Origin of the sequence: Streptomyces sp. NPDC001549, assembly GCF_042894025.1 — a bacterium.
GTDB lineage: Bacteria > Actinomycetota > Actinomycetes > Streptomycetales > Streptomycetaceae > Streptomyces > Streptomyces kutzneri.
This window is the reverse complement of the sequence record NZ_JBIAVJ010000008.1, coordinates 170,202-182,854: the sequence shown is the minus strand read 5'-3', so window position 1 is coordinate 182,854 and position 12,653 is coordinate 170,202. Positions and strand designations below refer to the sequence as shown.

General features: G+C 72.9%; 12 protein-coding genes and 1 pseudogene. 7 read left to right on the top strand and 6 right to left on the bottom strand.

Features of this window, described 5'->3' with window-relative positions; genetic code table 11:
- The first annotated feature begins 41 nt into the window (after positions 1-41).
- The 3 genes from ACFY04_RS16450 (at position 42) to ACFY04_RS16440 (ending at position 3,658) form a co-directional block, all read left to right on the top strand.
- On the top strand, positions 42-1,316 hold the full coding sequence (locus tag ACFY04_RS16450) for a pyroglutamyl peptidase (protein ID WP_389117207.1): 1,275 nt from the start codon (positions 42-44) through the stop codon (positions 1,314-1,316).
- Between the two features lie 274 nt (positions 1,317-1,590).
- On the top strand, positions 1,591-2,703 hold the full coding sequence (locus ACFY04_RS16445; RefSeq protein ID WP_389117205.1) for a mechanosensitive ion channel family protein: 1,113 nt from the start codon (positions 1,591-1,593) through the stop codon (positions 2,701-2,703).
- Positions 2,704-2,902: 199 nt separating this feature from the next.
- Positions 2,903-3,658, top strand: coding sequence for a DUF4118 domain-containing protein (locus tag ACFY04_RS16440; RefSeq protein ID WP_389117203.1), 756 nt, complete (start codon positions 2,903-2,905; stop codon positions 3,656-3,658).
- A gap of 7 nt (positions 3,659-3,665) precedes the next feature.
- On the opposite strand, the gene ACFY04_RS16435 is transcribed toward ACFY04_RS16440, so the two are convergent.
- Entirely contained in the window at positions 3,666-5,738 is a 2,073-nt protein-coding gene (locus ACFY04_RS16435) for a SpoIIE family protein phosphatase (RefSeq protein WP_389117202.1), read from the bottom strand.
- A 574-nt stretch (positions 5,739-6,312) separates the two neighbouring features.
- On the opposite strand from ACFY04_RS16435, the gene ACFY04_RS16430 reads away from it, so the two are divergent.
- Complete coding sequence (locus ACFY04_RS16430) at positions 6,313-6,762, top strand: GNAT family N-acetyltransferase (RefSeq protein WP_389117200.1); 450 nt, start codon at positions 6,313-6,315, stop codon at positions 6,760-6,762.
- A 26-nt stretch (positions 6,763-6,788) separates the two neighbouring features.
- Here ACFY04_RS16430 and ACFY04_RS16425 read toward each other — a convergent pair whose 3' ends face one another.
- The 4 genes from ACFY04_RS16425 to ACFY04_RS16410 form a co-directional block, all read right to left on the bottom strand.
- Complete coding sequence (locus ACFY04_RS16425; protein WP_389117198.1) at positions 6,789-7,541, bottom strand: anti-sigma factor domain-containing protein; 753 nt, start codon at positions 7,539-7,541, stop codon at positions 6,789-6,791.
- Complete coding sequence (gene sigK / locus ACFY04_RS16420; RefSeq protein WP_389117196.1) at positions 7,538-8,215, bottom strand: ECF RNA polymerase sigma factor SigK; 678 nt, start codon at positions 8,213-8,215, stop codon at positions 7,538-7,540. Before sigK ends, ACFY04_RS16425 begins: the two co-directional genes overlap by 4 nt.
- Positions 8,216-8,387: 172 nt before the next feature.
- Complete coding sequence (locus ACFY04_RS16415; protein ID WP_389117194.1) at positions 8,388-8,807, bottom strand: ATP-binding protein; 420 nt, start codon at positions 8,805-8,807, stop codon at positions 8,388-8,390.
- A 135-nt stretch (positions 8,808-8,942) separates the two neighbouring features.
- Positions 8,943-9,329 carry a hypothetical protein gene (locus ACFY04_RS16410; protein ID WP_389117192.1) on the bottom strand — a complete coding sequence of 129 codons (387 nt, stop codon included), beginning with the start codon at positions 9,327-9,329 and terminating at the stop codon, positions 8,943-8,945.
- Between the two features lie 395 nt (positions 9,330-9,724).
- On the opposite strand from ACFY04_RS16410, the gene ACFY04_RS16405 reads away from it, so the two are divergent.
- The 3 genes and pseudogenes from ACFY04_RS16405 to ACFY04_RS16395 all read left to right on the top strand — a co-directional run bounded on the left by ACFY04_RS16405 (position 9,725) and on the right by ACFY04_RS16395 (position 11,596).
- Complete coding sequence (locus ACFY04_RS16405) at positions 9,725-10,222, top strand: hypothetical protein (RefSeq protein WP_389117190.1); 498 nt, start codon at positions 9,725-9,727, stop codon at positions 10,220-10,222.
- Positions 10,113-11,072, top strand: a pseudogene (locus ACFY04_RS16400) (xanthine dehydrogenase family protein molybdopterin-binding subunit); the annotation flags it as partial. The gene ACFY04_RS16405 and the pseudogene ACFY04_RS16400, both read left to right, overlap by 110 nt.
- Before the next feature lie 83 nt (positions 11,073-11,155).
- The gene (locus ACFY04_RS16395) at positions 11,156-11,596 is read left to right on the top strand and encodes a molybdopterin-dependent oxidoreductase (RefSeq protein WP_389117189.1); all 441 of its coding nucleotides are present in this window, start codon (positions 11,156-11,158) and stop codon (positions 11,594-11,596) included.
- 43 nt (positions 11,597-11,639) lie between these two features.
- Here ACFY04_RS16395 and ACFY04_RS16390 read toward each other — a convergent pair whose 3' ends face one another.
- Positions 11,640-12,059 (bottom strand): molybdopterin-binding protein, encoded by a 420-nt coding sequence (locus ACFY04_RS16390; protein WP_389117187.1) that lies wholly within the window; start codon positions 12,057-12,059, stop codon positions 11,640-11,642.
- Positions 12,060-12,653: the final 594 nt, after the last annotated feature.

The following is a 12,653-nucleotide window of genomic DNA, read 5'->3' as shown; positions in this document are numbered from 1 at the left end:
CGTCTGGTGGGGGTGGAGGCAGCTATGTAATGTCACATCGCATGATGCTCTTACGGCGTGCGGCGTCGGCCGCCGCCCTTCTCGCCACCGTCCTTCCCCTGGCCGTCGCCTCGCCCGCGCAAGCGGCCGACGGCTCGTCCGCCTGCCGCGCCGACGCGTCCGCACCGCTGGACGCCGAACAGGCGCGGCTCTCGGACGCCCGCACCACGGCGCTCGTCGAGCGCGGCGGGCTCGGGGACTTCGTCCGGCGGTTCCCCGCCGCGCTGTGCGCGACCCGCGGCCCCGCCGAGGCCGGCCGGCTGGTCACCGACTGGGGCGAGGCGCTCTGGCAGTCCTCCGTACGGCGGGCCCAGGGACAGCGGCCCGGCGGCGACCTCGCCCCCGGGGACGACCGGCCGCTGTACTGGGCGCGGCTCGGCATGACCGCCGCACTCGCCCGCTGGCAGCCGGAGTTCACCGCCGACCGGGCCGCGCTCCGCGCCCGCTTCGAGGACGCCTCCCGCGGCCTGACGAACAACGCCTTCCGGACCGCGCCCGGTGTACGGCGCGTCTTCATCAGCGGGTTCGACCCCTTCGGGCTCGACGCCGAGATACGCCGCGCCAACCCGTCGGGGTCGGCCGCCCTCCAGCTCAACGGACGGCGCGTGACCCTCGCCGACGGCAGCCCCGCCGAAATCCGCGCCGTCGTCCTCCCCGTGCGGTACGCCGACTTCGACGCCGGCATGGTGGAGCGGGCGTTCGCCCCGCGCATGGCCGCCGGCCCCGCCTCGGCCGACATCATCACCACCGTCAGCCAGGGCTATCCCGGCATCTTCACCCTGGAGGACTGGGCGGGACGGGCACGGTCCGCCGACCCGTACCCCGACAACGTGCGCGCCCTGTCCGGCGGCACCCGCGAGCACCCGGTGACCGCCCCCGGCCTCGGCCCGGGCCCTGAGTTCATCCGCACCACGCTCCCCGCCGACGCGGTCACCGGCGCCGTGCAGACCCCGTACCCGGTCCTCCTCAACAGCGACGTGACCGAGATCCCGGCGGGCGGCACGGCTCCCGTCGACCGGACCGACGGCCCGACCCCGGGCTCGCGGGCCGTGGCGGGCGGCGGTGGCGGCTATCTGTCCAACGAAGTGGCCTACCGCTCCAACCGGCTGCGCGCCGAACTCGCCCCGCACCTGCCCGGCGGCCATCTCCACACCCCGGTGCTCACCGGCCTGCCGGCCGACCCCCGGCAGCTGACCGGCCCCGAGTTCGAACGCGCCGAGAGCGCGATCGCCGCGGAGGTCCGCGCGGTCCTCGAACACGCCGCCGCGCGGCGCTAAGGGCTGTCTTGTCGGTCGGGCCGGATCAAGGCCGGGTGACGCGAGCCCGGCCTGATCGCCAAGGCACCCGCCAGCGGCAGCCCCGCCTGCGGTGCGTCCTGCTGCCATGGGGCAGGATGGCAGCCCGTTCCGGATGCGTACACACGCCCGAACGCGGCTTCACGCACGACAAACTGACAGGTGACAAGGTGACGACACACCCACACCCCATACGGCGGCCGGCAGCGCCCGCCGCCACTCCCCGGGGCCGGCGCGGCGCACCGGAGGGGGTCCGTTGAACCGGGATCTCGTCCTGCACGACTGGCTCGTCGCCGGGATCGCGCTGGCGGCGGGCGCCGCGGCCGGACTGCTGCTGCGCGCCCTTCTGCGCTGGCTGGGCCGGCACGCCGAGCGGACCCGGTGGCGGGGGGACGACGTCATCGTCGACGCGCTGCGCACCATCGCGCCCGGGGCCGCCCTGATCGCGGGCGCGGCCGTGGCCGCCACTACCCTGCCGCTCACCGCGCGCGTCTCGGGGTTCGTGAACCAGTCGCTGACCGCGCTGCTCATCCTCATCGCCACGCTCAGCGCGGCGCGGGTCGTGGCGGGCCTCGTGCAGTCCGTGGCGGGGGCGCGCACCGGTGTGGCCGGTTCGGCGACGATCTTCGTCAACATCACGCGGATCGTGGTCCTCGTGATGGGCGTTCTCGTCGCCCTGGAGACCCTCGGCGTGTCCATCGCGCCGCTGGTCACCGCCCTCGGCGTGGGTGGTCTGGCGGTGGCCCTGGCCCTGCAGGACACCCTCGCCAACCTCTTCGCCGGCGTGCACATCCTCGCCTCGAAGACCGTGCAGCCCGGTGACTACATCCGGCTCACCAGCGGCGAGGAGGGCTACGTCGTCGACATCAACTGGCGCAACACCGTGGTCCGCAACCTGTCGAACAACCTGGTCATCATCCCCAACGGGCGTCTCGCCCGGACCAACATGACCAACTTCACCCAGCCGGAGGCGCAGTTCTCGATCCTGGTCCAGGTGGGCGTGGGCTACGAGAGCGATCTGGAGCACGTCGAGCGGGTGACCCTCGACGTGGTCGGCAAGGTGATGGCGGACGTGGACGGCGCGGACCCCGCGCACGAAGGGGCCGTCCGCTTCCACACGTTCGCGGACTCCCGGATCAACTTCACGGTGATCCTGGGCGTCGGCGAGTTCAGCGACCAGTACCGGATCAAGCACGAGTTCATCAAGCGGCTGCACGAGCGGTTCCGGGCGGAGGGCATCTCGATCCCCGCTCCGACGCGTACGGTCGCGCTCCACCGGGACGAGGTCCAGGCGCCGGCGGCACCGCACCCGCCGGTCCCGCACCAGCGCGAGGCGCCGCCGTCGGTGCTCGCGGACAGCGGCCGGTAGACCGCCCGCCCCCTGCGCGCACCCGAGCCCTCGCGTGCCCGCAGGGGGCGGCGGCGGTCCGGCCCGGGTGCGGAATCCGTATGCGGTACGTCAAGACCTCACCACGGCGGGTGCCTCCTCGCCCCGCCGTGGGCAGGCTGGACGTGGCGACAGCCGATCGGCCATCTGGTTCTGGTCACCTCCGGACGGGAGGCAACACATGCCCGGGTACCGACTCCACGACCGTGCGGCGCTGTTCGGGGCCCTGGTGGTGCCCCTTCTCGTGGCACTCGCGCTCGTCCCCTTGCGCACCTGGCTCTCCCCGGCGAACGAGGCCCTGGTCCTGGCCGTCGCCGTGGTCGTGATCGCGGCCTCGGGTACCCGGGCCGCCGCGGCCCTGGCCGCACTCTCCGCGGCCGCCTGGTTCGGCCTCTTCCTCCTCGCCCGGCCCTACGAGCGGTTCACGATCGCCGACCGGGACGAGCTCCAGACGGCCGTCCTCCTGCTGGCTGTCGGGCTGATCGTCTCGCAACCGGCCGTCCGCGCCCGCAGGCTGGAGGCGGTCGTGGTCACCGGCGCCGCGCACCTGTCCAGCCTCCAGGGCACCGCTCGGCTGGCCGAACGGGGCGGCTCGCCCGACGCGGTGGTCGAGTTCGTCCGCCGGGAGCTCATCGGCCTGCTGGGGCTGCGCGGCTGCCGTTTCGAGTACGGGACCCTGATCGGGCACCGACCGCGGCTGGAGCACGACGGCGGCCTGTGGCTGCGCCGCGGCGACGAGGTCACCGGGTACGCCGACTGGCCGGACGGCGAGACCGAGCTGCGGGTCGTCGGGGGCGGCCACTACTACGGCCGCTTCCTCCTCGCCCCCCTTCCCGGCCGCCGCCTGCCGCCCGAGGACGCCCGCTCGGTGGCGGTCGCGCTGGCCGCGCTGGCGGGCGCCGCGCTGGACACGGCCGGGGTGTCCCACCGCGGCTGAACCCCGCTCAGGGCCGCGGGCGGTGGGAGCGGTGGACGCGGGCGAGGACGAGCACGGTGTCGTCGGTCGGCGGGTCGGGCAGCAGGCTTCCGAGGATGTGCTCCGCCATCTCCTCCAACGGCCTCCCGTCCCTGCCCAGTTCGGCGCGCAGCGCGTCCAGGCCGGCCTCGATGTCCCGGCCCCGCGCCTCGATGAGGCCGTCGGTGTACAGGGCGAGGATCGAGTGCTCGGGCAGTTCGACCTCGGCCGTCCGGAACGGGCAGCCGCCCACGCCGAGCGGGACCCCCAGCACCTCGTCCACGGTCTGCACCGTGCCGTCCGGCCGGAGCACCAGGGGCGGGGGGTGGCCCGCGCTGGCGATACGGGCCCGTCCGTCGCGCGGGTCGTAGACGATGTACAGGCAGGTCGCCAGCTCGATGCCGGCCTCCTGGGCGCACGCGTCGAGTTCGGTGAGCAGGTCGGCGGGCTCGCTGTCGTGCCTGGCCAGCGCCTTGGTGGTGATCCGCAGGCGCCCCATGGCGGCGGCCGCCGACACCCCGTGCCCCATCACGTCGCCCACGACGAGGACGACCCGGCCGTCGGGCAGGTCGATCATGTCGTACCAGTCGCCGCCGACCTCGGTGATCCGGCTGCCGGGCACGTACCGGTGGGCCACGTCCACGTACGGGGTGGCCGCGAGCGCGCTGGGCAGCAGGGCCCGCTGCAGGGTGAGGGCGATGTCCTGGACCCGGCTGTAGAGGCGGGCGTTGTCCAGGCAGATCGCGGCGCGCGAGGCGAGCTCGCCGGCCAGGCTGACGTCCTCCGGGCTGAAGGGCGGGCGGGCGGGCGACCGGCCGAAGATGGCGATCCCCTGGACGGTGCCCCTGGCGATGAGCGGGGCGACGAGGATGCAGGCCACCCCGCTCTCGGCCATGAGCCGTGCGCGGGACTCGATGACGACGGTCCGGGCCAGGAACTCCTCGTCCACGACGGCCGAGATGGCACGGCCGGTGCTCAGCATGTCGTGGATGACGGAGCCCGGCGGGTACCGCACCTTCTCCACTCCGCTCACGAGTTCGACGGCCGGAGCGGGCAGGGTCGTCCCGGAGGCGATCCGGCGGGTGATCAGCGGTCGCGCCGGGTCGAAGTCCTCCGACTCGTCCATCCACTCGACGACCTCGACCACGGCGCCGTCGCAGAAGTCCGGCATCGACGCGTCGACCAGCTCCTGGGCGGTGACGTTCACGTCCAGGGTGGTCCCGATCCGGGTGGAGGCCCCGTCCAGCAGCGCCAGCCGGCGGCGGCTGGCCGTGGCTTCCAGGATGGCCCGTTCCCGGTCCGTCACGTCCACCATCAGCCCGCCCACCCCCGGGCGCGTGCCGACCGCCTGGCTCAGCGGGAAGAAGCTCACGGACCGCACCTGGTCGCGGTCCGGATGCCCCCGGGGGCGCACCCCGACCAGCGTCCCCACGACGGGTGCCCCGCCCCGGGCGACGGCGCGGAGCATCCGCTCGTACTCACCACCGTCGGACATGATCATGATTTCGTCCATGTGCCGTCCGAGGTGGGCCTCGATGGGCAGGCCGTCCATGTCGGCGAGGGCCTGGTTGAGGTGGATGTACCGCAGGTCCTGGTCGATCATGACCAGGCCGATGGGGCAGGTCTCGAAGAGGGCGTCGAGGAAGGCGAGGTTGGTCTTGACGCGGTCGAGTTCGTCGCTGCGGCTCGACAGGACCATCACCACCGAGGGGCCGTATCCGGTGACGGAGAAGGACCGGAAGCCGCAGTCGAAGACGGTGCCGTCACGGTGCCGGGCCGTCAGCCGGCCCCGCCAGTAGCCCTGCGTACGGCCTTGTTCCGTCAGCCGGGCGCACGATGCGGACCTACCGCGCGCGGCATCGGCGAAGAGGACGGCGCCGGGCCGGGTGAGGACGGCGCCGGGCTCGTACCCGAAGAGGTCACGGGCGCCGGGCCCCCAGAAGCAGACTCGGTCGTGTTCGTCGATGCCGAGGACGGCCACGGGCACGCGCTCCAGCAGCGACCCCGGCTCGGCCCAGATCGGGCCGTGGGTCTCCTCGCCCCCCGGCCGGGCCGATGGCACGAGACGCCCCCTTCCGCACGCCGTCCTCTCCACATCATCATGCGGGCAGGCCGGGCGGGCACGCCGGGCGTCGCGTGGCGGCCTGGGGCGGGCACGGGGGCGAGCACCGGGCGCTCGTCATCGCAGACGCGCACCGACCGGCGATCGGCCGGCAGTCACCAGGCAAATGGTACCAACGACCTAGCATATGCCCATGCTCATGCCCGATTGACCTCTTGGATGATCGACCATGACGCCGCGGGGCGGGGCGGCCTGGTTCCGTGCCCTGCACCAGGTGCCGCCCCGGGCCGCTCCTGGTTGACTGGCCGTGGCCACCACCCTCCGGACCGCTTGGCGGCTCTCGCGGTCACGGAGTGACCTGGTGCAGGAAGCCCCTGCGCGCCGACAGCGGTGTTCGGCGCGCAGGGCTTCGCCGGCCGTACCCGTACATCGTGGCGCCGGGACGGCCCGCTTTTCGACACCCCGGCACCTGCCGGGCCCGCCCGGCTCCAGCATGATCGAAGCTCTGCGCCGGAGCGGCGGCGCACACGCCCCGCTCCGCTCCGCTTTCCTTCGATCCCGGGAGTCCGGTCCTATGTCCGACATCAGCGTGCGTTCCGTGCGGGCCGGCGATTTCGCCCAGTGGCGCGCCCTCTACCGCGGCTACGCCGAGTTCTACGGGGTGGAGCAGACCGAGGAGGCGGCCGCCACGGTCTGGTCATGGGTGACCGACCCCGGCCACGAGGTCAGCGCCCTGGTGGCCGAGGACACCGAGGGGCGGCTGCTGGGCCTGGCCCACTACCGTCCGTTCGCGCGCCCGCTCTCCGCGACGGTCGGCTGCTTCCTCGACGACCTGTTCGTGGCGCCGCAGCACCGCGGTTCGGGCGCGGCCGACCTGCTGCTCGGCGCCCTGCGCGAGCTCGCGGCCGAGCGCGGCTGGAGCGTGGTCCGCTGGATCACCGCCGACGACAACCACCGGGCACGGTCCAAGTACGACCGGGTCGCCACGCGGACCATGTGGGTCACCTACGACATGACCCCCTGAGCCCCGGCTCCGTCCCCTCGCCGGAGTCAGGCGGGAAGGTCCATCAGGAGCAGGGGGGTCGTGGTGGGTTGCGGGGATCCTCCGGCGGGTTCGAGGGTGAGGCCGATCGCGGCGGCGTCGGCGGGGTCGCCGTCGACGAGGACGGTGCCGTCCTGCTGGATGAAGCCGGCCGGGCGCATGGTGCCGTCGTGGTCCAGCCACAGCTGGTAGGTGGTGCCGGGGACGGGCGCGGGCAGTCCGCCGGCGGTGAAGACGGCCTTGTTGCGCAGGGCGGAGGAGACGACGGTGGCGGATGCCCCGTTGCCGGTGCGGCCGTGGGCCGCGCGGGCGTCGGGAGCGGCCAGGACCGTGCTGACGTCGTCGAGGCGCTGCTCGATCTGCCGGGCCTGCTGTTCGTACTGGCGGCTCTCCTGGTTCTGCCAGGCGGCCAGGCCCGCGAACAGGGCCGCGGCGGCCACGCTCGCGGCCACGGCGAACCGGCCGGCCTTGCGGCGCAGCGCGCCGCGCAGCGGGACCGGGGAGAGGGTGGTGGAGCTTCGGGGCGGGAGCTGGCGCACTCCCTCGACGGCCGCCAGGGTCCGCCGCTTCATGGCGGCCGGGGGCTGCTGGGCCACGGCGGCGGCCAGCCGGGCTGCGGTGGCCTGGAACCCGGCCACTTCCAGGCGGCACTCCTCGCACCGGGAGAGGTGGTCGGTGAACGGCTCGCGTTCGCCGGCGTCCAGGGCGTTCAGGGCGTAGGCGGCGGTGAGGGCGTGGCTGTCGGACCGGCGCCGGCTCATGCGGTCACCCCCATGCAGTCGCGGAGCCGGATCAGTCCGTCGCGCATGCGTGTCTTGACGGTGGGAAGCGGCGCGTGGAGGACTTCGGCGACCTCGCGGTAGGTCAGGCCCTGGTAGTAGGCCATGGTCACCACCTGGCGCTGGAGTTCGGTGAGGCCGCGCAGGCAGCGGCGGACCTGTTCGCTGTCCAGGCGGGTCTCGACCTGTTCGGCGACCTCGTCGAAGGCCGTCCGGTGCTCGCGGGCGGCCTGCGCGCGTTCCCGGTCGGTGGACGCCTGGGCGGAGCGGACCCGGTCCACGGCCCGCCGGTGGGCGATGGTCGCCGCCCACGTGGTGACGCTGCCGGAATCGGGCCGGTAGCGGGCGGCCTGCCGCCACAGGTCGATCATGACCTCCTGGGTGACCTCCTCGGACTGGGCCCGGTCGCGTACGACTTTGATCACGATCCCGAAGACCAGGGGGGCGAGGGCGTCGTACAGGACGGAGAACGCCTCCTTGTCGCCGTGGGCGACCTGCCGCACGACCTCGGGGAGCCCGGTGGGGCCGGTGCGGCCGGTGGGGCCTCCGGTGGGGTCGGGACCGAAGGGGCTCTGCTGATTCACGGTGCGGGCTCCGGCCGGGGGGACCAGGCGCAGGGTCGGCCGGTGGCGTCCGGCCGGGGGCGGGGTGTCCATCGCATGGTGGTCCTTGTCCGGAGAGCAGCGGCCGGACCGCCGCGCAGCGCGGTGTCGGCCACAGGTCCAGGTGATGGGTCTGATGGTTCTTCGTAGCGGAGGCGCGCGCGGATGGGAGGGCATTCACGCTCCGGGACGGCGCGCGGTTCCCTCGTTCGAGGGAACCGTCGGGTCAGCCGTCCCGCCAGGTGATCACTGCGATGACCTGCTTGCCGCGCGGTGAGCGGCTGACGAACAGGTCCGCGCCGAGCGCCCGGACGATCTGCAGCCCGCGCCCCCGGGTGGCGTCGGTCCCGCGGCCGTCGCCCCGCTGCGGCAGGGAGAGCGAGCCGTCGCTGACGCAGATGCCCGCCCGGCCCCGGTCCAGGCTGATCGTGAGCGCGTACGGGGGCATGGCGTGCCGGACCGCGTTGGTGGCGAGTTCAGACGCGATCAGCAGGATGTCGCAGGCGGTCTCCTGTGGGCAGCGCACGGGGTGCAGGGCCAGGGTGCGCGCGGCGCTGCGGCGGGCTTCCCCGGCGGCCTGCGGTCCTGAGGGCAGTGGGTGGTGCACGGTCCTCGGCCGTGCCGGGGATGCGATTGCGGTGTCCATGACGGTTTCCTCGCTGTGCGAGCGGCCCCGGTGGATCCGGGCCGGACCGGGGGCCGGGAACGGACGGGGTTCCGGGGCGGTGACCCCGGAACCCCTTTGTGCCAGGTCGGCGCTACGGTGCCATGGCGCTACGGGCTACCACTTGCTGTGGCAGTTCCAGTGGCCGGGCACCCAGTGCTTCGAGTGGCCCTTGCCCCACCAGCCGTCGTGCCAGTCGCCGTGGTGGTCGCGGTAGCCCTGGTGCCAGGTGCCGTGGTGCCACTTGGATTCCCAGTGCCCCTTAACCCAGGTGCACCGGTCATGGCGGTCCCACCGGTTGTGGCGGTCGTGGCGGTCCTGACGGTGGTCACGATCACGATCACGGTCACGGTCACGGTCACCGGTGAGCGTCGAGCTCACCGTGGCGGACGCCGCCGGGGCGGCGTTCGCGGTGCCGGAGAGGCCCAGCAGCGACCCGCCGGCCAGCAGCCCGGCGGACGCGGCTCCGACGATCAGGCGCCGCGTGCGCAGCGAACCGGTCATCGCACTCACCTCCTTCCCTTCATCGGACAGTCGGTTCAGCGGCCCCTTCGACCTCAGGAGCCTCACCAGGGATTCGCCGCGAACGGGATGAGGGATTGGAAAATCCTCATCATCGGACATAACGCCTCGACGCGACGGCGATCAGCAGCTACCGGTGAATACAGCATTTGCTAGGCGAAATCATGAGATCCACCTCATCTGCAGCCTTATCTGACTGATACATTCCGCAGGCGCAATCCGCACACTCCGCCCCGTCACGGCTGTCCACAACCTGGTTCGACGCCGTGCCGAGCACCTCGGTCAGACCGAAGTCCCGAGAACCACCACGGATGCGTCGGAGGCCGTGCGGCCATGGCCGCCTCCAGCCGAGATCCACCTCCGAAGGGGAAATTCTGATGCGAAAGATGCTTCTACGGCGCCCGGCCGCGGGAAAGGCGCTGGTCGTGAGCGCCCTGCTGGCCCTGTCGGTACCGGGAATCGCGTACGCCAACACGGTCGGCGCGACCGTGAAGACCCCGGGCGCCACCATGGGGCCCGGCTCCGCCTTCTCCGAGATATCCACCAGCGCCGCCTGTAGCAGCGGCCTGATCTCCGGCGGCGGGATCGCCCAGGCCATCGGCACCGGCACCTCGTCGAACGGCAACAAGATCAACGGCACCTCGCCGAGCCCCGACGGCAGCACCGAGTACACCGGCTCCACCGGCGTGGTCGGGACCGACCTGGCCTACTGGCTTCCCGGGCCGTCGACGGTGTGGTCCTCGCCGCCTTCGCCAGGGAACGCGCGAGGACGTCCCCGACGGCTGGCTCACCGGCACGGGCACGGCGGTCGCCATGATCGCGACCGGCCCGCCCGGCGGCCACTTCGCCGACGCCCGGGTGAGCCTGCTGCGTGACGGTACGTACGACATCGTGGTCGGCACGGCGGAGTTCGGCAACGGCACGACCACCGTCCACCAGCAGATCACGGCCGGCGCCCTGAACACGACGGTGGACCGGATCGCGGTCCGCCAGTCGGACACGAATGCGGTCCGGCACGACACCGGCGCGTTCGGCTCGGCCGGCACGGTGGTGGCGGGCAAGGCGGTGATGCTGGCGGCGAATTCGCTGGCGGAGCGCCTGCAGACCTTCGCGGCCCGCCACACGGGCGTGGCCCGGCACCTGTGCAAGCTGGGGCCCGAGGCCTTCGACTGCGCGGGCCGGATCGTCACCCTCAAGGAGCTGTACGAGGCCGCGTACGACAAGGGCAAGCTGGAGGAGATGGCCGCGGACGGCCACTGGACCGGCTCCCCCCGCTCGGTGGCCTTCAACGCCCAGTGGTTCCGCCTCGCCGTCGACCCGCACACCGGCGAGATGAAGATCCTGCGCAGTGTGCACGCCGCCGACGCCGGCAAGGTCATGAACCCGATGCAGTACCGCGGCCAGGTGGAGGGCGGTGTGGCCCAGGCGCTGGGGGCGACCCTCTTCGAGACGGTACGGGTGGACGAGCGCGGCGAGGTCACTACGGCGGCGTTCCGCCGTTACCGGCTCCCGCAGTACGCGGATGTCCCGCGCACGGAGGTCCACTTCATGGAGACCTCAGACGCGATCGGCCCGCTCGGCGCCAAGTCGATGAGTGAGAGCCCCTTCAACCCGGTGGCCCCTGCCTTCGCCAACGCCCTGCGCGACGCGACCGGGGTCCGGTTCACGGAGATGCCGGTGACCAGAGATGTCGTCTGGCAGAGGATGCAAGCCGCGAGGGGGTAGAACGCACTCACATGCAACTCACATGGTGAGATGAGGCTGGCAGATACGTTTCCGGGGCGAGGAGATCTGGGAATCGGGCTCGTATGGCCAAACTCATGCTGCACGGCGACCTCGACCGCCCGGCGCTGCTCAGCGTCGCCGACCTGCGCGCATGGGAGCAGCACCCGGCCAAGGTGGTGTTCGACTGCGCGACGAACGGCCCGCAGCACCACGTCTTCGAGGGCGTGCTGCTGCGTGACGTGGTCGCGAGCGCGGGGCCTGCCTTCGACGCCCGGCGCCGCAAGGACCGGTCGCGCTTCCTGCTGGCGGTCAGCGGCGGGGACGGCCACCACAGCGTCCTCGCCTGGGCCGAGCTGGACGCCGACTTCGGGGGCAGTCCGGTGCTGCTGGCCACCCGTCTGGACGGGGAGGACCTGGACGAGTCCGGGGCCCAGCTGGTGGTGCCCTCGGACCGGTGCGGGGCGCGCTATGTCAGCGCGGTCACGCACGTGTGGTTCGGCGCCCTGGCGGCGCCGGGCCTCTGAGCGCGGCCGGGACCGTGCGAACGGTACCGGCGATATGGGGGGTTCAGGCACTGGCGAGGGAGATCTCGGTCGACTTGATCAGCGCCACGACGGAGGAGCCGGGGACCAGGCCCAGCGCCTGGACACCGTCGGCGGTGACGGCCGCGGTCAGTCCGCCCCCGTTCACGTTGACCTTCACGGCGGCCATGGCCGGGCCGACGGTGACCTCCGACACCGTGCCCGTGATCTGGTTGCGGATGGAGATGTTCTCGACCGGGCCGGTGGCGAGGGCCACCTCGGTGGCCTTGACGAGCGCCTTCACCGCGGAGCCCGGGGTGATGCCGAGGTCCTTGACGGCGTCGGCGGTGATGGCCGCGGTGATCTCCTCGCCGCCGTCCAGACGGACCTTGACCGTCGCCATGGCCTCACCGACGGTGACGGCGGTGACGGTGCCCGCGAGCTGGTTGCGGATGCTCAGACTCATGAAGGTTCGACCTCTTGCGTAGGCGCCTCGCGCGGTCCGAAGGGGCCGCACGGGACCGACCGTAGGGCCACCCGGTCCGGTCCGCCCCGATCCCCCTCGCGCCCGCGCGCCGGAACCACCCGGCCGGCTGGCCCGGTGCTTGCCGGGGACCATGCCATTCGACCGCTACGGCGTGCTGGCCGGGACCCTGCACAAGCACTTCCGCGACACCCCGGACACGGAGGGCGCCTGGTTCCACGTCAACCTCCGGGTCGACGCCCCGGACGGGGGATACAAGTGCGCCGTCGAAGGTCTTCACCGTGGACGCGGCGGCACTCGGCCCTTTGTGGCATCTGGCAGGACGGAGCAACCATGACCCGCCGCCCCGACGGGCGTTACGACGTGTTCCTGAACAAGTTCTCCGGCCAGAGGGACCACACGGACGACGCCGGCCACCCGGTCTGAATCCGGCCTGCATTCGGGCTGCAGCCCGTCTGCATCGGTCTGCATCCGGCCTCGGTCCGGGCCGGCGGTTCCGGGCCTCCGCGGAATCGGCCCCGGACCGCCGGGAACCCCGGGCGCCTCCCATCCGACTACTGCCGCGTGGGAGGCGGA